We start from the raw sequence: 17864 nt of genomic DNA, 5'->3' as shown, positions 1-17864 counted from the left end.
AAGATTAGCTTTACCCAGGAATCCTTAGATATTCGGCCTACATGTTTCTCACATGTATCTCGCTACTCATTCCGGCATTCTCTCTCCTGTTTCGTCCACCATCGCTCTCACTTTGGCTTCGTCCTTGCAGGATGCTCCTCTACCACTCCTTACTTTGTAAGGAATCCGTAGCTTCGGTGTCGTGTTTTAGCCCCGTTACATTTTCGGCGCAGGTTTTCTCGACTAGTGAGCTATTACGCACTCTTTAAATGTATGGCTGCTTCTAAGCCAACATCCTAGTTGTCTATGAAATCCCACATCCTTTTCCACTTAACACGTACTTTGGGACCTTAGCTGTCGGTCTGGGCTCTTTCCCTTTTGTCCACGCGACTTATCTCACGCAGACTGACTCCCGAGGGTATCTTGACGGCATTCTTAGTTTGATATGAGTTGGTAACCTTTTTGGGCCCCGCGTCAGTTCAGTGCTTTACCTCCGTTAGACTCCAGCTCGAGGCTAGCCCTAAAGCTATTTCGAGGAGAACCAGCTATCTCCGAGTTCGATTGGAATTTCTCCGCTATCCACACCTCATCACCACGTTTTTCAACACATGTGTGTTCGGTCCTCCAAAACCTTTTACGGTTCCTTCAACCTGGACATGGATAGGTCACCCGGTTTCGGGTCTACTAATACCAACTCTACGCCCTATTCAGACTTGGTTTCCCTTCGGCTCCGTGCTTCTGACACTTAACCTCGCTGGCATTAGTAACTCGCCGGACCGTTCTACAAAAAGTACGCCATCAGCCTTGCGTCTTTGACTGTTTGTAAGCACAAGGTTTCAGGTTCTCTTTCACTCCCCTCCCGGGGTCCTTTTCACCTTTCCTTCACAGTACTGCTTCACTATCGGTCACTAGGGAGTATTTAGGCTTGGGGGGTGGTCCCCCCGGCTTCCCACAAGGTTTCTCGTGTCTCGTGGTACTCTGGATCCTGCTCGCTGCTTCAAGATTTCGTCTACCGGGCTTTCACCGTCTACGGCTGGCTTTCCCAAAACCATTCGTCTATCTCTCAGCAATGCTAATTGCAGTCCGCAACCCCGAAGAACCAGGTCCTTCGGTTTGGCCTCTTTCCCGTTCGCTCGCCGCTACTTAGGAAATCGAGTTTTCTTTCTCCTCCTACTGCTACTTAGATGTTTCAGTTCACAGCGTTCCCTTCCATACGCTATGGATTCACGCATGGATACTTGAGGTTTGCTCAAGTAGGTTTCCCCATTCAGATATCTCCGGATCGATGGCTGTTTGCGCCTCCCCGAAGCTTTTCGCAGCTTACCACGTCTTTCATCGGCTCCTAGTGCCAAGGCATTCTCCTTGTGCTCTTTCTTGCTTGACCAGTTTAATATAATAGCTATTTCTCTGGAATGTTTCGTTGTAGCGATACAACTTTTGTTACATTTGAAAATAGAAAATTTTGTTTTCTCGATTGACTCTATTTTTGCTTTACTTGTATTCAGTTTTCAAGGTGCATCCCGACTTCTTTAAGCCGGTAAGTGGAGATAACGAGATTCGAACTCGTGACCCCCTGCTTGCAAGGCAGGTGCTCTCCCAGCTGAGCTATATCCCCAGACCACACAAAATGGGCTCAAGTGGACTCGAACCACCGACCTCACGCTTATCAGGCGTGCGCTCTAACCAGCTGAGCTATGAGCCCATAGGACTTCGGCGACCATCTACTCTCCCAGGCAGCTGCCCACCAAGTACCATCGACCGCTTGGGTCTTAACCGTCGTGTTCGGAATGGGAACGGGTGTGTCCCCCAAGCGCATCATCACCGAAGATGTTTTGTGTGTTTCCTATTTTGTTTGAAGGTTTGATCCTTCAAAACCGAACAATGAATATCTTTCACAACCTTGCGTTGAAAAATGTTTACGAAAACCATTCGTAATGCTTCGCATTACTCATGTATTTGCTCCGCAAACCTACCTAAAACCTCTTTGTCAGCCTGTCTTGCAAGCAATCCATTCTGACAAAAGCTTTTATGCAGCTTTTCTCCGCTTTTCTCCATAGAAAGGAGGTGATCCAGCCGCACCTTCCGATACGGCTACCTTGTTACGACTTCACCCCAGTCACTGGCTTCACCTTCGGCAGCTCCTTCCTTACGGTTAGGTCACCGACTTCGGGTGCTTCCAACTCCCATGGTGTGACGGGCGGTGTGTACAAGGCCCGGGAACGTATTCACCGCGACATTCTGATTCGCGATTACTAGCGATTCCAGCTTCATGTAGTCGAGTTGCAGACTACAATCCGAACTGGGACTGGGTTTTTGTGATTTGCTTAACGTCGCCGTCTCGCTTCACTCTGTTACCAGCCATTGTAGCACGTGTGTAGCCCAAGACATAAGGGGCATGATGATTTGACGTCATCCCCACCTTCCTCCGTGTTATCCACGGCAGTCTCCCTAGAGTGCCCAACTGAATGATGGCTACTAAGGATAAGGGTTGCGCTCGTTGCGGGACTTAACCCAACATCTCACGACACGAGCTGACGACAACCATGCACCACCTGTCACCGATGCTCCGAAGAGAAGCTCTATCTCTAGAGCGGTCATCGGGATGTCAAGCCTTGGTAAGGTTCTTCGCGTTGCTTCGAATTAAACCACATGCTCCACCGCTTGTGCGGGCCCCCGTCAATTCCTTTGAGTTTCAACCTTGCGGTCGTACTCCCCAGGTGGAGTGCTTATTGCGTTAGCTGCGGCACCGAGGATTCCTCCCCGACACCTAGCACTCATCGTTTACGGCGTGGACTACCAGGGTATCTAATCCTGTTTGCTCCCCACGCTTTCGAGCCTCAGCGTCAGTTTCAGTCCAGAAAGCCGCCTTCGCCACTGGTGTTCTTCCTAATATCTACGCATTTCACCGCTACACTAGGAATTCCGCTTTCCTCTCCTGTACTCTAGCTCGCCAGTTCCAAATGCAATCCACGAGGTTAAGCCTCGGGCTTTCACATCTGGCTCGGCGTGCCGCCTACGCTCCCTTTACACCCAGTAATTCCGGATAACGCTTGCCCCCTACGTATTACCGCGGCTGCTGGCACGTAGTTAGCCGGGGCTTCTTATTTAGGTACCGTCACTTTCTTCGTCCCTATTGATAGAAGTTTACGATCCGAAAACCTTCATCCTTCACGCGGCGTTGCTGCATCAGGGTTTCCCCCATTGTGCAATATTCCCCACTGCTGCCTCCCGTAGGAGTTTGGGCCGTGTCTCAGTCCCAATGTGGCCGATCACCCTCTCAGGTCGGCTACTGATCGTCGCCTTGGTGGGCTGTTATCTCACCAACTAGCTAATCAGATGCGGGCCCATCCTATACCGAATTACTCCTTTTCTTACAGAAGGATGCCCTTCCGTAATGACATGCGGTATTAGTCACCGTTTCCAGTGATTATTCCCCAGTATAGGGCAGGTTGCCCACACGTTACTCACCCGTCCGCCACTAAGATAAATAAAAATCCTGCCGAAGCTCTCATTTTAAGTATCTTCGTTCGACTTGCATGTGTTAAGCACGCCGCCAGCGTTCATCCTGAGCCAGGATCAAACTCTTATGTTAAAGTTTTGTTCCTAGCCAGTTTTTCTGGCTAACTCCGGTTTTTCTAAACCGGCAAAATTTGTCTTTTTAGCATTCGTTTCCGTTTGCTTGAATTGACTATGGGTTGTGTTTATTCATATCCATTGTTCAGTTTTCAAGGATCAATCTGCTTTTCAGCAGCGAAGATTATTTTATCAAATCTTCATTCTCTTGTCAAGCACTTTTTTATTTTTATTTTTGTGCTTTTTACTGATATTTCACATCAGCAGAAATTAGTATATCAGGTTCGCGTCCGCTTGTCAATGTTTTTATTTAAAAACTTTTCAATCTTCTGCGATTTCTGTGATTCGATTTTCTCAGTTTGCTCCGCCGTTTTCGCGGGAACATTTATATATTATACACGCTTGCCGAAAAATGTCAACACCTTTTTTCACTTTTTCTCTTTTTCTTTTCAACCCCCTGATTTTTCCGCAATTTCACCGATTCGACCCCCTCATTTCCCTCTGCTTCTTCTATATAATGCAGCAAAATCCCCAAAAGCAAAACCCCAATGGCATGCCATCAGGGTTCCTTTTCTGTCTATTCTGTTCTTACGCCTCAGTTTTCTTCTGTGCCTGTCTTTTCTCCTCCATCTTAGAAACGCAAAGCGTACATGCCGCATCCCCGGTAATGTTTACCGTTGTTCGTCCCATGTCAAAAATACGGTCTATCCCTGCCACAAGCGCAATCCCCTCTACGGGCAGGCCAACGCTCTGCAGCACCATTGCCAGCATAATCATCCCTGCCCCGGGCACGCCTGCTGTTCCGATGGATGCCAGTGTTGCCGTCAGAATGATTGTCAGCTGCTGTCCAATCGTCAGGTCAACCCCAAAACAGGTCGCAATGAAAATGACGCACACGCCCTGATAAATTGCCGTACCATCCATATTGATGGTCGCGCCCAAGGGCAGCACAAAGCTTGCAACATCCTTCTTCGCCCCCAGCTTCTGCACACATTCCAGATTCAGCGGCAGTGTCCCTACGGAAGATGCACTGGAAAATGCAAACAGGATTGCCGGCAGCATCCCCTTAAAGAACTGAATCGGGCTCAGTCCGCCCATCGCCTTCACCGTCAGCGAATACACAACCACCATGTGCAGAATATACGCCGCATACGCCACCAGAAGCACCGTTGCCAAATCCCCCAATACAGAGGGGCCGTTTTCCGCTACCACAGGTGTAATCAAGCAAAAAACGCCAATCGGGCTCAGCTTGATGATTGTATCCATTACATACATGGAAATCGCACTTGCGCTCTCTACAAATTCCGTAAACGCCCTTCCTTTTTCGCCAACCGCAATCGCGCCAAACCCAAAGAACAGCGCAATCACGATAACCTGCAGCATATTTGCGTTTACCATAGGCTCCAATGCGTTATTCGGGAAAATATTCACGATGGTTTCGATAAAGCTCGGTGCCTCCGCCGCCTCATATTCCAATCCCGATGTCGCAAGCTGATGGAAAAAACCCTTGCAAAGGTTCGCAATCACCAGACCAATCAGCACTGCCATCGCCGTTGTACACATATAATAGCAAACGGTTTTCACCCCGATACTGCCAACCTTCCGCATGTCCTGCATGGAAATCACACCGCTCATAATCGAGAACAGCACAATCGGCACTACAATGAATTTCACTAAGTTTAAAAATAACGTCCCGAACGGCTTAATGTATTCCACCGCAATCTCAGGCGTTTTCATCAATGCAGCCCCCGCCAGAATCCCCAGCACCAGACCTGCAAAAATATATGCCGCCAAGGGCAGCTTTTTCTTTTCCTTTGCCATTTCTTTCTCTCCTTCTTCTGTAAAAAATCGCACTGTTGCCTATTGTACATCACCTTTCCCCGTTTTTCAATGCTTTCCTGCCGTTTCCACGAAAAATCGCAGGCACTCAAAAAAGGGATAAACCCATTTTTTTGGATTTATCCCTTTTTATTATGTCTTATTATACTGCTATGCTTCCTGATTGCCTATGTAATCCTTAGCGAGGGAAGTTAATCTGTGCCTGTGCCGCAGCCAGTCTTGCGATAGGTACGCGGTAGGGAGAGCAGGATACATAGTCCAGACCAATCTGGTGGCAGAATTCAACGGAGTAAGGATCACCGCCGTGTTCGCCACAGATACCCAGATGGATGTCAGGACGAACGGGTTTTGCCTTTTCTACTGCCCACTGCATCAGCAGACCAACGCCTGCTCTGTCCAGTCTTGCAGTAGGGTCAACCTCGTAGATATTCTTGTCGATGTAGTCAGCCAGAATCTTACCTGCGTCATCACGGGACAGACCATAAGTCATCTGTGTCAGGTCGTTTGTACCGAAGGAGAAGAATTCAGCCTCTGTTGCAATCTGGTCAGCTGTCAGTGCAGCTCTAGGGATTTCAATCATGGTACCAACCAGATAATCCAGCTTCTTGCCCTTTGCTTCGAATACCTTTTCTACTGTTTCTACTACGATATTCTTTACATATTTCAGTTCCTTGATTTCGCCAACCAGAGGAATCATGATTTCAGGCTTAATGTTGATGCCATCCTCCTCGGAAACCTCGATGGCAGCTTCCATGATAGCCTTTGCCTGCATTCTTGCAATTTCGGGATAGCTTACAGCCAGACGGCAGCCTCTGTGACCCATCATGGGGTTCAGCTCATGCAGACTGCGTGCCTTGATTTTCAGTTCTTCCACTGTTTTGCCTGTCATTTCAGCCAGCTGTGCAAATTCTTCCTCTGTGTTAGGCATGAACTCATGCAGAGGAGGGTCCAGCAGACGAATGGTAACAGGTCTTTCCTGCATTGCCTTGTAGATGCCCTTGAAGTCATCCTTCTGGAAAGGCTCAATGCCTTCCAGTGCCGCTTCTCTTTCCTCTACGGTATCGGACATAATCATCTTTCTGAATTTCATGATTCTGTCAGCCGCAAAGAACATGTGCTCTGTTCTGGTCAGACCGATACCCTCTGCACCGAAGTCGATTGCTGTCTGTGCATCGTTGGGTGTGTCGGCATTTGTTCTAACCTTCAGCACTCTCTTCGCGTCAGCCCAAGCCATGAAGGTCTGGAAGTTGCCTGTAATTTCTGCCTTTACGGTATGAATATCTTCGCCGTAGATGTTGCCTGTGGAGCCATCCAGAGAGATATAGTCCCCTTCCTTGAAGGTTCTGCCGCCCAGTGTAAAGGTCTTTGCTTCTTCGTTCATCTTGATTTCTTCGCAGCCGGATACACAGCAGGTACCCATACCACGCGCAACAACCGCTGCGTGAGAGGTCATACCACCACGCACTGTCAGGATACCCTGAGATGCTGCCATACCTTCGATATCCTCAGGAGAGGTTTCCAGACGAACCAGAATAACTCTGTCTCCTGCTTCTGCAGCAGCCTTTGCTTCTTCTGCTGTGAAGTAAATCTTACCTGCGGCAGCGCCGGGGGATGCGGGCAGCCCCTTGCCCAGAGCCTTTGCAGCCTTCAGTGCAGCCTGGTCGAATGCAGGGTGCAGCAGCTGGTCAAGCTGTTTGGGTTCTACTCTCAGCAGAGCCTCGTCTGTTGTAATCAGACCCTCGTCTACCATTTCAACCGCGATTCTCAGAGCCGCGTTTGCAGTTCTCTTACCGTTTCTTGTCTGCAGGAAGAACAGCTTGCCTTCTTCAATGGTGAATTCCATATCCTGCATATCTTTATAATGCTTTTCCAGTGTGTTTGCGATATCCATGAACTGATCGTAAACACCGGGCATATCTTCCTTCAGCTTTGCAATGGGGTTAGGTGTACGAACACCGGCAACTACGTCCTCGCCCTGTGCGTTTACCAGATATTCACCCAGCATAGCCTTTTCGCCTGTAGCAGCGTTTCTTGTGAAGGCAACACCTGTACCAGAGGTATTACCCATATTGCCGAATACCATCATCTGTACGTTTACGGCAGTACCCCAGCTGTAAGGGATATCGTTCATTCTTCTGTAAACGAAAGCACGGGGATTATCCCAGCTGCGGAATACAGCCATTGCTGCTTCCAGAAGCTGTTCCTTGGGATTCTGAGGGAATTCCTTGCCCTGGTCATCCAGATAAATCTGCTTGAAGATAGCAGTTACCTTTTTCAAATCCTCTGCTGTCAGGTCTGTGTCATATTTTGCGCCAACACTTTCCTTGTATTCATCCAGCTTTCTTTCAAATTTGGATTTAGAAACGCCGATAACAACGTCTGCAAACATCATGATAAATCTTCTGTAGGAGTCATAAGCAAATCTTGTATTTCCTGTCTTCTTTGCCAGACCTTCTACGGAAATATCATTCAGCCCAAGGTTCAGAACAGTATCCATCATACCGGGCATGGATGCTCTCGCACCGGAACGAACGGAAACCAGCAGGGGATTTTCGGGGTCGCCCAGCTTCTTGCCTGCGATTTCCTCCAGCTTTGCCAGAGCAACTTCAATCTGGTCGATCATTTCATCTGTCAGCTTCTTGCCGCCTTCGTTGTATTCCGTACAAGCCTCTGTGGAAATGGTGAAGCCATAAGGAACAGGCAGTCCCAGATTTGTCATTTCAGCAAGGTTAGCGCCTTTGCCGCCCAGCAGGTTTCTCATGCCCGCGTTGCCTTCGCTGAACATATAAACATATTTCTTGCTCATTACTCATTACCTCCTGTAATCAATTTTGGGTAAATTCCGATTCCTGCCCTTGCCGCAAAGCAAGGCAGAAACATTCTGTTAAAAACAATTACCACTTTTGCAACTCTTCTGTGCCGCGAGGAAAATTCTTCCCTATGCTAAGAATACCCCAAATTTCCCCGTTGCACAAGAGTGTATTTTGTATTTTTTGAAAAAATCGGGACATTTTTTGCCCCACTCTTTTTTGATACATCGCATACCGCAAAATAAAAGCTTTCATTTCCTTTTTTTCGACATAAAATACCGCTTTTGCGGCACGAAAAAAAGCAGCCCATAAAACGGGCTGCTTTCCCTTTATCTTGCTTTATCTCATTACAGCAGGCTGCCAACTGCCAGGAACAGAGGCGCGAATACCAGAGATACAACTGTCATCAGTTTGATCAGGATGTTGATGGAAGGACCGGAAGTATCCTTGAAGGGGTCACCAACGGTATCACCGATAACGGCTGCTGCGTGTGCATCGGAGCCTTTACCGCCGTGGTTGCCTTCTTCAATGTACTTCTTCGCATTGTCCCATGCACCGCCGGCATTGGACATGAAGATAGCCATCATAACACCTGTTACCAGAGCACCTGCAAGCAGGCCGCCCAGTGCATCAACGCCCAGCAGCAGACCAACTACCAGAGGAGCTGCAACTGCCATGATACCGGGAACCAGCATTTCCTTCAGTGCTGCTGTTGTGGAAATTTCTACGCATTTCTTGTAGTCGGGCTTGCCTGTACCTTCCATGATGCCGGGGATGGTACGGAACTGTCTTCTTACTTCTTCAATCATTTCAAATGCAGCTTTCCCTACGGACTGCATTGTGAATGCGGAGAACAGGAAGGGCAGCATACCACCGATCAGCAGACCGATGATAACACGAGGATTCAGCATGTCGATTGTGGACAGGCCAACAGCCTCTGCATAGGATACGAACAGAGCCAGTGCTGTCAGTGCTGCGGAACCGATTGCGAAGCCTTTACCCATAGCTGCTGTTGTGTTACCAACTGCGTCCAGCTTATCTGTGATGTTTCTTACGGAATGATCCAGACCTGCCATTTCTGCGATACCACCTGCGTTATCGGCGATAGGGCCGTAAGCGTCAACCGCTACAGTGATACCTGTTGTTGCCAGCATACCTACTGCGGACAGAGCGATACCATACAGACCACATACGGTGTATGCAATGTAGATACCTACGCAGATCAGGATGATGGGGATAGCTGTGGATTCCATACCTACAGCCAGACCGGAAATGATTGTGGTTGCAGGGCCTGTTTCGGACTGGTCTGCAATCTTCTTAACGGATTTGTAATCACCGGAGGTGTAGATTTCTGTGATGATACCGATAATCTGACCAACGATCAGACCGGCGATAACTGCGATGGCAGCCTTCATGTTGCCAAAGCAGGTTTTGGACAGAATCACAGATACAATCGCAACCAGAATTGCTGCTGTATAGGAGCCTGTCTTCAGAGCCTTGTGAGGGTTTGCGTTTTCATCACCCTTAACAAAGAATGTACCGATGATGGAAGCCAGAATACCAACTGCTGCCAGTACCAGAGGATACAGAGCGCCTTCTGCGCTGTAGTATACCAGACCCAGTGTGATTGCAGAGATAACGGAACCAACATAGGATTCAAACAGGTCAGCACCCATACCTGCAACGTCACCAACGTTGTCGCCTACGTTATCGGCGATAACTGCGGGGTTACGAGGGTCATCCTCAGGGATACCTGCTTCAACCTTACCTACCAGGTCAGCACCAACGTCGGCAGCCTTTGTGTAGATACCGCCGCCAACACGGCCGAACAGAGCGATGGAGGAAGCACCCAGAGAGAAACCGAACAGGATGTCTGCATTGCCTGTCAATACATAGATTGCGCCTACGCCCAGAAGGCCCAGACCAACTACGCACATACCCATAACTGCGCCGCCGCTGAATGCGATAGACAGGGCTTTGTTCATACCGCCTGTTCTAGCTGCATTTGCAGTTCTTACGTTTGCATTTGTTGCAACTGTCATACCGAAGAAGCCTGCCAGTGTGGAGAAGATTGCACCAACAACGAAGCAGATTGCTGTAGGCCAGCTTACGCCGAAGCCAATCAGAATAAACAGTACAGCTGCGAAGATAACCAGAATTTTGTATTCTGCGGACAGGAACGCTCTTGCACCCTCTCTGATGCTTGCAGCGATTTCCTGCATTCTGTCTGTACCCTCGTCCATTTTGTTAACCTTACCTGCCAGGACGAAAGCAAACAGCAGCGCCACGATACCAAGTACAGGCGCCAGATAGATTAAACTTGCCATAATAATCCCCCTGTTTCTTAAAAAATTTAGAATGTGGATAATAATAAAAATGCGGAATATAACTTCCTTCCCGCCGGGGCGGAAAATCAGTTCCCACAGGAGCGCCCTTCGCACCCCTCCGGTCGGTTCTGCCGGAAAAGCTCCGAAAAAAACAAATACACAGCCAAATCCTTCTGCACCAGAAAGCCCTGTTTTTGATGGCGCAAGGGGAATCGACGTGTATCATTTTTCATGCGTTCCCTGCGGGTCAAGTCATATTCTGTCCCACAACTAAGTATAAACGAAAGGGTTTCCAAAAATCAAGTCACATCCTCCACACAGTTGTACTAATTTTGTATACAATTTTTGTTATTTTTGAACAATCTGCACAAGCAGGCTGTTTTTCCGCCCGTACAATCCAAAAAACTCTCCCCAAATAACCGGAGAGAGTTCTTTTTTCCTATTGTTTATTTTCATATCCGTGCAAGCCGAAGTCCTGCTTTCGCCCCACTCCTTATTGACACAGGAACTGCGCCACCAGCGGCAGTGTGATAACAGAAAGAATTGTGGAAACAAAGGCATATTCCGATGCTCTCTTCTCATCATTGCCGTAAAGGTCTGCAAAGGAGGGCAACGCCGCCGCCGCAGGTGTCCCCATCAGCACCACCAGTACGCTCAGTGCCATGCCGCTCATGAAGGTTCCGCAGATGAGCTTCGTAATGATGGGCATAATAATCAGCGTAAGGAAGCTGAAAATATAAACCTTTTTATCCTTGAAGATTTCGCGCACATTCGCCGCCGCCAGCAAAGACCCAATGTAAATCATGGAAAGGCAGACAGTTGTATTTGCGGAATACTGCAGCACATCAAAAATAGGCTGCGGCAGAGAAATCGAGTTCACAAAGCAGAATACGCCGATAATCGCAGAAAGGCAGATTAGGTTGATAAACGCATCCTTGAGCATCTGCAATGCGGATTTTTTCAAATCACTGCCCATTGCAAACAGCACAGAGCAGACGGTAAACAGGAATACATTGCAGGTAAACATGACAGCTACGCAGAAAATCAGTCCCTCTACGCCGTACATTGCCATAATCAACGGCTGCCCCATAAAAATAACGTTGCTGTAAACGCCGCCGCCGCTGAATAGCCCCAGCTCCTTCGGCTGCATTTTCATCGCCTTGCCGACAATAAAGAACAGCAGCGCACCGATGCAGCACATCAGATACGTCGCACCGCAGGTCACCAGAAAGCCCTTGAAAATCTCAGGAGAATATTCCCTTTGCAGCAGAACTACCATGTTACAGGGAACCGCCACGCGCGTCAGCACGATAGAAAGCCCCTTCGCATTCGTCAGTGACAGAAAATTCTTCTTGTGCAGCACCACGCCGATAATCATCAAAATGACCATCGTAATGAGCTGATAAATTACAGGTATCGCCATTGCTCTAAACTTCCTTCCTCTTATCTTCTATCTCTCATATTTTTTATAGCGACTTCCATTTTATCTTAAAATAAGCCGGTTTGCAATATTTTTTCCATTTTTCTGCAATATTTTCAATCTTTTATCAAAAGATAACCAGTTTAAATTTAAAAAATAAGATATCTTATTTATTGAAATGCATTTTTTTCTCCAAAAGACACTGCGCCGCCTTTGCCGCCAGAATCCCTACAACCGCCCCTGCCAGAACGTCCGTCGGAAAGTGTACCCCCAAATACAGACGGGAAAATCCAATCAGTGCCGCCAGCACATACGCCGCCGCTCCCCATCTGCGGTCAATGGCATAAATCGCCGTTGCCGCCGCAAAGGATGCCGAGGTGTGTCCGGAAGGAAAGGAATAATCCCCCAGCCTGCGCACCAGAATCTCGTACCCCAGCAGGTCATACGGTCGCGTGCGCGCCACCAAGGGCTTCAGCAGAAGATTGCAGATAACCATATTGAATGCCAGAGAAAGCAGCACCAGTAGCCCGCGATTGCTCCATTTTCGTCCCTTTACGCCAAGCAGCAGAAGCACCACGCCAATCCCAATCCAGAGCATCCCCTTGTTCGCCAGAGAGGAAATAAAAATCATAATTTTATCCATAACAGGGCTTGCAAAAACCTCCCGTATCCAAAGCAAAAGCTGCCCTTCCATCTCAAAAAACCGTTCCATCTCAAAACCTCCTTTCCCGTCATCGTATCACATCGTTGCTCTCTCGGTCAACGGGTGCAAAAGAAAAACCGAAGGAGGAGCTCCTTCGGTCTTTCTAAGTACGCATCAAATATTCATTTTATATTTTCCTTTATTGTTGTTCTGAAACTATCTTATAAATATTCGCCTTGTGGAACGCTGCGCCTACCACAAAGAAAATCACTGCACCTGCTACGCCCTGTACAATGTTTTCGGGAATAGAGGTTGCCGCTACCGCAAAGCTGCTCTTCAAAATACCGCCGCCGATAAAGTAGCCGAATACCATCCATGCAACGCCAACAAAAGCCGCCAACAGGTTGCGCCCTGTGTAGAATTTCGCTCTGCTGCCTGCGCCGGATGCAATCTTACCAATCAGCCAGCCCATCAGACCCTTGATAATCAGCGTAAAGGGTGCCCAATGGCTGTAGCCGCTCAGAACATCCGCCAGTGCGGAGCCAATACCGCCGGCAACCATGCCGTATCTTGCCCCGAAGAATACCCCGACCAGAAGAATCATGCTGTCCCCCAGGTGTACATAGCCCTGTGTTGCGGAAACAGGAATCTGGAATACCATCGTGCAGACTGCCACCAAAGCAATCAGCAAGCCGTGAATACAAAGCTCTTTCGTTTTCATTTTTGCATCTCCCACCTTACTTGTTTTTTCGTTATCGTAAGGATATCATATCCATTGTCTGTCCGCCAGTAGCAGCACAGTAAAACAAATAATTGTATCGGTGCAATCCATCATTTTGTACCCATACGCTTACTGCAATTCCTCTTTTAACCGCTCCATCACTCGCTCCAGTGTAAACGAAGCCATCAGCCGCCGATTCTCTCTATCCAGTAAGCGAAAATGCCCCGAAACCACATTCTGCTGTATCCGATACCCCTTCTCCTTCCATATCTCTCTCCACCAGACCCTTCCGCCCATTGTTTTCGGGTACTGCGGCTCTGCCTCCGCAAAGGCAAGCGCCTCCACCAAATCATCCAAATCTCCGCCGAACTGCGCCTGCAAAATACAGCTTTCGCGGAAAATTGCCGCAAATGCCGCCGCACCCGTCCATCCCAGAGAGCTGCGCCCCTTCTCAATCTCCACAAGGGTCTTTTTGGAAATCCCAAGCACCGCCGCCATTTTTTCCTGCGTAAATCCATATTCCTTCCGCACCGCCTTCAATGCACTGTCCAGTGCCGCGGCAAATTCCTTCTTCGTCATGCTCCTTCTTCCCTTCTTATAGCGGCGACAGATACATCAGGTACGGTGCCGTCAGTATCGCCATCCCCAGTGCGATTTTCTTTTTCTTTCCTTCCTCTAATAAAATCCCCTTCCATACGAACTTTATATGGAAAAAGTAAATCAGTACCCCTGCCAGAACTACGCCAACCGTTGCAAATAAAAATGCCCCCACAGAGGAAAACGGCGCATATATATGAAATGGCAGCGAAACCGCACTGCTGATGATGACCAGAACCCCTGCCGCCAGAAAATCCGCCAGAAATCCAAAGCCCCATGCTTTCCAAATGCCCCTCCGGTAAAGCTCCTTTTTCTCCGGCACCTTGAACAGGAAAAACAGAAGCAGCAGCATTACCGTATCCACAATAAAATTCGCCGGCAGCAAAAGCACAAAAAAATACGGAAACAAAATGGCATAGAAATATATTCCCCACATCGGGAAAATCAGGTTGTACAGCTTGATGTCTCGTTTCATGAAAGACCTCCTCCTCGGCATAATCGGTGTAAATTTACACTTTTTAACTTAGTGTAATTTTACACTTTTATCCTCCCCCTGTCAATCCCCCACAGAAAAAGGAGAGCGGTAATTCGCTCTCCTTCTCTTTTTTAATTTTCTTGATTAGCTGTTTGCAATATTGCTTACTACGCCGTCTGTGCCAAATGTCAGCTTAACATGATAGCCTCTGTTGTCCGCATCGCCGTCTTTCAAGTTCTTCTGATTCAATCCCTTCACATTACAGCTTTTCAGCTTCGCAGGCAGTGCAAAGGAGAATTTATTGCCGCTTGCAGTTTTGATGCGCACATAGCTTTCATCACAGGAGGTCAGCTCACCTGCCGCCTCTCTCACATAAACCGTCAGCTTTTCCACTCTGTTATCATCATCCAGAGATGCTTCCACATAAACCTTTACCTTATCATCTTCAATCATCTTCTTCACTGTATCCAGAGATTCTGTGGGAGAACCGTAAACGCGCAGGTTTGTTTTCTTGTTGCTGAGCCATGTATAGGTTTTACTGCTGCCTTCCAGTTTCAAACCATCATCTGCCGCTGTCGCAATGCCTTTCACTCTGACAGAGCCGTTTGTACTGTTAGGGCCATTCTCCAGTGCAATCTCATTTACCACACCGCTGCTGTTAAAGCCAAGCTTAATTGGCTCGCCTGCATATTTTGCCGTTGCAACATCATCCAGTGTAAAGGTATCGTCATCCTCATCCTTCAGCTTCGGCTTGATGGTTGTTTTCAGCTTATATTCTCCGCCGTCGGGTGTTTCAATCTTGATAATTTTATCCTCTCTGTCGAGTTCCACAAGCTTACCTCTTGCCGCTGTCAGTCTTGCGTCAACCTCCAGAATCTTGTTGCTGCCGTCCGCAACGATTTCTGCATACAGTTCTATTGCAGGGTCATTTGCGAATCTTGTCAGCAGCTTTTTGGATGCGGTTTCCGTACTGCCAATCTTAATATCCCCGTCTGCATATCTGGTCTGTAATGTATATGTGTTGGAAGAAGTCTTAAATTTCAACACGTCATTCTGAATGGATGCAACCGTACCCTTGCGCTCTGTCTTTTCATCGCTGGCAACAGACCACGCTCTTGCATACCCGGAAAGATAAACACCTGTCAGCTTGCCACTACGGTTCAGCACAAACTTGCAGTATACAGTATCATCATCTGCATCCGCATTGTCCACAAAACTTTCCGCCGCAGTTACGTTTTTCAGTTCTTCCCAGTCGCCATCCTTCGGACTCTGATCAGAATCATACGCAAATTTGTAGAACTGAATATTTTCTACCGGATTTGCAGAGCCAAAATTATATGTAGTTTCCTCCCCGTTCAGTGTCAGAATCATCTTCTTTGTGGTAAAGCTTTTTACCGTATAAACCTTGCTTGTGTCCTTCTTGTTTTCCGCAAAGGTGTCCTCGGACATAATAATCTTGGATACCTTGCCATTTGCATTCTTTGTCAGCTTCACATAGGTTGTGCCCTCGTCTGCCATCTTTTTCAGCGCCGCTGCCGTGCTCTTTGTGTCGCCGATATAAAATACACAGTTATCTGCAAAATAATAATTTTCCTTGCCGCTGCCGTTCAGCTTTACAACCACGCTGTTTGTATTAAAGGTATCCACCTCGCCGGAGGTTGTGTATTCATCCATAAATGTGATATACATTTCCTGTACATGTGTCACATCCTGATAACTGCCGTTTACCTTTTCCCTCTCGATTGTTGTGTTAATGCCTGCAAAAGCATACTGATTAGGGTGATCCTCCAAGAGCTGTTTCATCTGTGTCCGAGAAACCTTTTCCCCGCCCACATAGATTTTTGCATCGCCTTCCAGCTTCAAACTCAGAGATTCTCCTGTATTTTCATTATCAAAGGAAATCTTTTCATCCTTATATGCCGTCACATAGCCTGTTAGGTCATATTTTTCCTGATTGGTTGTACCCTTTGTCTGTCTCAGCGCAGTAATCTTGCCGCCGCTGAGTACCATCGAAACCTTATCCCCTTCGCTCAGCTTGCTCAGAGAGATAGTTTCTGTCGTATTGCCTACATAAACGGGGAATTCGCCCAGAGTAGCCTGGATGCCTTCTGTGCCGCCCTTATCCAGGCTCACCTGAATGTAATAATATTTCCCTTCATTTACATTGATTTTCGTAATCGTGCCGCTTTCCTCAACGCCCTCTGTCAGGATGCTGTTTGTCTTGTTCAGCATAACAGCCATTTCCGCACGGTTGATGTTCTTCTTGGGGTTGAAGTTGTTGTAGTTGTCCCCACTCACAACGCCCAGTCTTTTCAGAAGGTCAATCTGCACCAGTCTCTCGCCGGAAATGCTCCAGTAATCCGCAAACTTCTTTGCCTCTGCCGCATCCTTTTCCTTGTCGTAATACATCCCAAGCGCATTGCCGAACAGCAGCGCAACATCCTCTCTCGTTGCCGCTGTGTTGCCGCCTGCAAATTTTGTTGCCACCAGCTGCATGTCGATGATGCCGTTCTTCAGCCCATAGGCAACTGCCATCTGCGCCCACTTCGGCACCTGATATGTATCCAGCGTACCCATGTAGGCATACGCCTCCACCGCATCCATGGATTTTGCAACCCCTGTTTTCACCAGCACATTGTAAACCATCTGCATTGCCTCACAGTAGGTCACGTTGTTTTTCGCACGGAAGGTACCGTCCTCATAGCCGCTTAAAAGACCCTTGTCCGCCACACTGTTGATGACTGTTTCCGCCCCTGCCCAAGGCACATTGTTGATGTCCTTGAAATTTGCCGCATAGGCTGTCAAGGGCAGGCTGGAAGCTGCCATCACCGCAGACAGGATTAACGCGAACTTGCGCTTCATAACTTTTACCCCCTTTGATTTTCGTTTTCTATTTATTGTTCTTATAAATTCCTCTTTCTACTGTTCCATCAGGCATATCTGCCGAAATGTTACTATAAATTATATCATAACTGCGCCCCTCTGCCTAGTCCCAAGGTCTTAAGGTTTCTTTAATCTCTCAGGCAAAACCGCCGCTGCGCCCCTCTTTTTCCTCCCTAACGCCTTCCTTCTCCCTTCGCCCCCATTTTATATTCTTTTTTTATCAAAACAGGATTTTTCATCCCATCTTTCCAAAAAAGGTGTATACTAAAGAAAAACAGAAAACTTTATTTTTTATAAAGGAGGTCTTTCTTATGCAGGAAAAAAGAACCCACACGCGCGTTCCGGCAAAAGCAATCCATGAAACTCCGGCAAACGGCGTTTTCATCACAAAGAACGATCTGAGAAATTATGGTGCCTTTGCAGGTCTTTTCTTTCTCCTTCTGTCCGCCTTCGCCGTTCTGGGCAGAAAATGCAAAAAGAGCAGAAAAGACAAAAAAGACGGGAAATGCTGAGGTTTCGCCTTGCCAAGCCGTTTCCTTTTCGCTATACTATTAGGATAGTATAGGAGGGTTATCCTCCTTTTCAAATGCAGAAAAA

10 protein-coding genes, 2 tRNA genes and 3 rRNA genes are annotated in these 17864 nt (G+C 47.7%); 1 reads left to right on the top strand and 14 read right to left on the bottom strand.

From position 1 onward, the window contains the following. From EJE48_RS05700 to EJE48_RS05635, 14 genes are all read right to left on the bottom strand, one after another. Positions 1 to 1363 (bottom strand): 23S ribosomal RNA (locus EJE48_RS05700); the annotation flags it as partial. Between the two features lie 158 nt (positions 1364 to 1521). Continuing rightward, positions 1522 to 1594: transfer RNA gene (locus tag EJE48_RS05695), tRNA-Ala, on the bottom strand. 13 nt (positions 1595 to 1607) lie between these two features. Then, positions 1608 to 1681, bottom strand: a tRNA-Ile gene (locus EJE48_RS05690). A gap of 6 nt (positions 1682 to 1687) precedes the next feature. Then, a 5S ribosomal RNA gene (rrf, locus tag EJE48_RS05685) occupies positions 1688 to 1805 on the bottom strand. Positions 1806 to 2036: 231 nt separating this feature from the next. After that, positions 2037 to 3571: ribosomal RNA gene (locus EJE48_RS05680) — 16S ribosomal RNA — on the bottom strand. A gap of 569 nt (positions 3572 to 4140) precedes the next feature. Beyond that, positions 4141 to 5373, bottom strand: a complete 1233-nt coding sequence (locus EJE48_RS05675) for a dicarboxylate/amino acid:cation symporter (protein WP_118582600.1) — start codon at positions 5371 to 5373, stop codon at positions 4141 to 4143. Positions 5374 to 5569: 196 nt separating this feature from the next. Continuing rightward, on the bottom strand, positions 5570 to 8197 hold the full coding sequence (ppdK, locus tag EJE48_RS05670) for a pyruvate, phosphate dikinase (protein WP_118582597.1): 2628 nt from the start codon (positions 8195 to 8197) through the stop codon (positions 5570 to 5572). 351 nt (positions 8198 to 8548) lie between these two features. After that, entirely contained in the window at positions 8549 to 10528 is a 1980-nt protein-coding gene (locus tag EJE48_RS05665) for a sodium-translocating pyrophosphatase (protein WP_016406918.1), read from the bottom strand. A gap of 493 nt (positions 10529 to 11021) precedes the next feature. After that, complete coding sequence (locus EJE48_RS05660) at positions 11022 to 11951, bottom strand: AEC family transporter (RefSeq protein ID WP_016406917.1); 930 nt, start codon at positions 11949 to 11951, stop codon at positions 11022 to 11024. 163 nt (positions 11952 to 12114) lie between these two features. Further along, the gene (locus EJE48_RS05655) at positions 12115 to 12660 is read right to left on the bottom strand and encodes a phosphatase PAP2 family protein (RefSeq protein ID WP_243107964.1); all 546 of its coding nucleotides are present in this window, start codon (positions 12658 to 12660) and stop codon (positions 12115 to 12117) included. A gap of 130 nt (positions 12661 to 12790) precedes the next feature. Continuing rightward, positions 12791 to 13312 carry an ECF transporter S component gene (locus EJE48_RS05650; RefSeq protein ID WP_016406915.1) on the bottom strand — a complete coding sequence of 174 codons (522 nt, stop codon included), beginning with the start codon at positions 13310 to 13312 and terminating at the stop codon, positions 12791 to 12793. A gap of 129 nt (positions 13313 to 13441) precedes the next feature. Further along, positions 13442 to 13891, bottom strand: a complete 450-nt coding sequence (locus EJE48_RS05645) for a helix-turn-helix transcriptional regulator (protein ID WP_016406914.1) — start codon at positions 13889 to 13891, stop codon at positions 13442 to 13444. A gap of 16 nt (positions 13892 to 13907) precedes the next feature. Beyond that, positions 13908 to 14384, bottom strand: a complete 477-nt coding sequence (locus EJE48_RS05640; RefSeq protein WP_124984368.1) for a hypothetical protein — start codon at positions 14382 to 14384, stop codon at positions 13908 to 13910. Between the two features lie 144 nt (positions 14385 to 14528). Beyond that, complete coding sequence (locus EJE48_RS05635; RefSeq protein ID WP_124984367.1) at positions 14529 to 17246, bottom strand: S-layer homology domain-containing protein; 2718 nt, start codon at positions 17244 to 17246, stop codon at positions 14529 to 14531. Positions 17247 to 17578: 332 nt separating this feature from the next. Between EJE48_RS05635 and EJE48_RS05630 the strand changes: the two genes are divergently transcribed. Further along, complete coding sequence (locus EJE48_RS05630; RefSeq protein WP_124984366.1) at positions 17579 to 17779, top strand: hypothetical protein; 201 nt, start codon at positions 17579 to 17581, stop codon at positions 17777 to 17779. Positions 17780 to 17864 lie beyond the last annotated feature (85 nt).

Source organism: Anaerotignum faecicola, from assembly GCF_003865035.1.
Taxonomy (GTDB): domain Bacteria; phylum Bacillota; class Clostridia; order Lachnospirales; family Anaerotignaceae; genus Anaerotignum_A; species Anaerotignum_A faecicola.
The sequence above is the reverse complement of the archived record's forward strand: the minus strand, read 5'-3'. Positions and strand labels throughout refer to the sequence as shown.

What these genes read in the sequence shown, in the direction of transcription:
- EJE48_RS05655 (WP_243107964.1), bottom strand. Translation starts at nt 12,660, where the DNA reads ATGGAACGGTTTTTTGAGATGGAAGGGCAGCTTTTGCTTTGGATACGG.
- EJE48_RS05675 (WP_118582600.1), bottom strand. Translation starts at nt 5,373, where the DNA reads ATGGCAAAGGAAAAGAAAAAGCTGCCCTTGGCGGCATATATTTTTGCA.
- EJE48_RS05635 (WP_124984367.1), bottom strand. Translation starts at nt 17,246, where the DNA reads ATGAAGCGCAAGTTCGCGTTAATCCTGTCTGCGGTGATGGCAGCTTCC.
- ppdK (WP_118582597.1), bottom strand. Translation starts at nt 8,197, where the DNA reads ATGAGCAAGAAATATGTTTATATGTTCAGCGAAGGCAACGCGGGCATG.
- EJE48_RS05630 (WP_124984366.1), top strand. Translation starts at nt 17,579, where the DNA reads ATGCAGGAAAAAAGAACCCACACGCGCGTTCCGGCAAAAGCAATCCAT.
- EJE48_RS05640 (WP_124984368.1), bottom strand. Translation starts at nt 14,384, where the DNA reads ATGAAACGAGACATCAAGCTGTACAACCTGATTTTCCCGATGTGGGGA.
- EJE48_RS05660 (WP_016406917.1), bottom strand. Translation starts at nt 11,951, where the DNA reads ATGGCGATACCTGTAATTTATCAGCTCATTACGATGGTCATTTTGATG.
- EJE48_RS05645 (WP_016406914.1), bottom strand. Translation starts at nt 13,891, where the DNA reads ATGACGAAGAAGGAATTTGCCGCGGCACTGGACAGTGCATTGAAGGCG.
- EJE48_RS05650 (WP_016406915.1), bottom strand. Translation starts at nt 13,312, where the DNA reads ATGAAAACGAAAGAGCTTTGTATTCACGGCTTGCTGATTGCTTTGGTG.
- EJE48_RS05665 (WP_016406918.1), bottom strand. Translation starts at nt 10,528, where the DNA reads ATGGCAAGTTTAATCTATCTGGCGCCTGTACTTGGTATCGTGGCGCTG.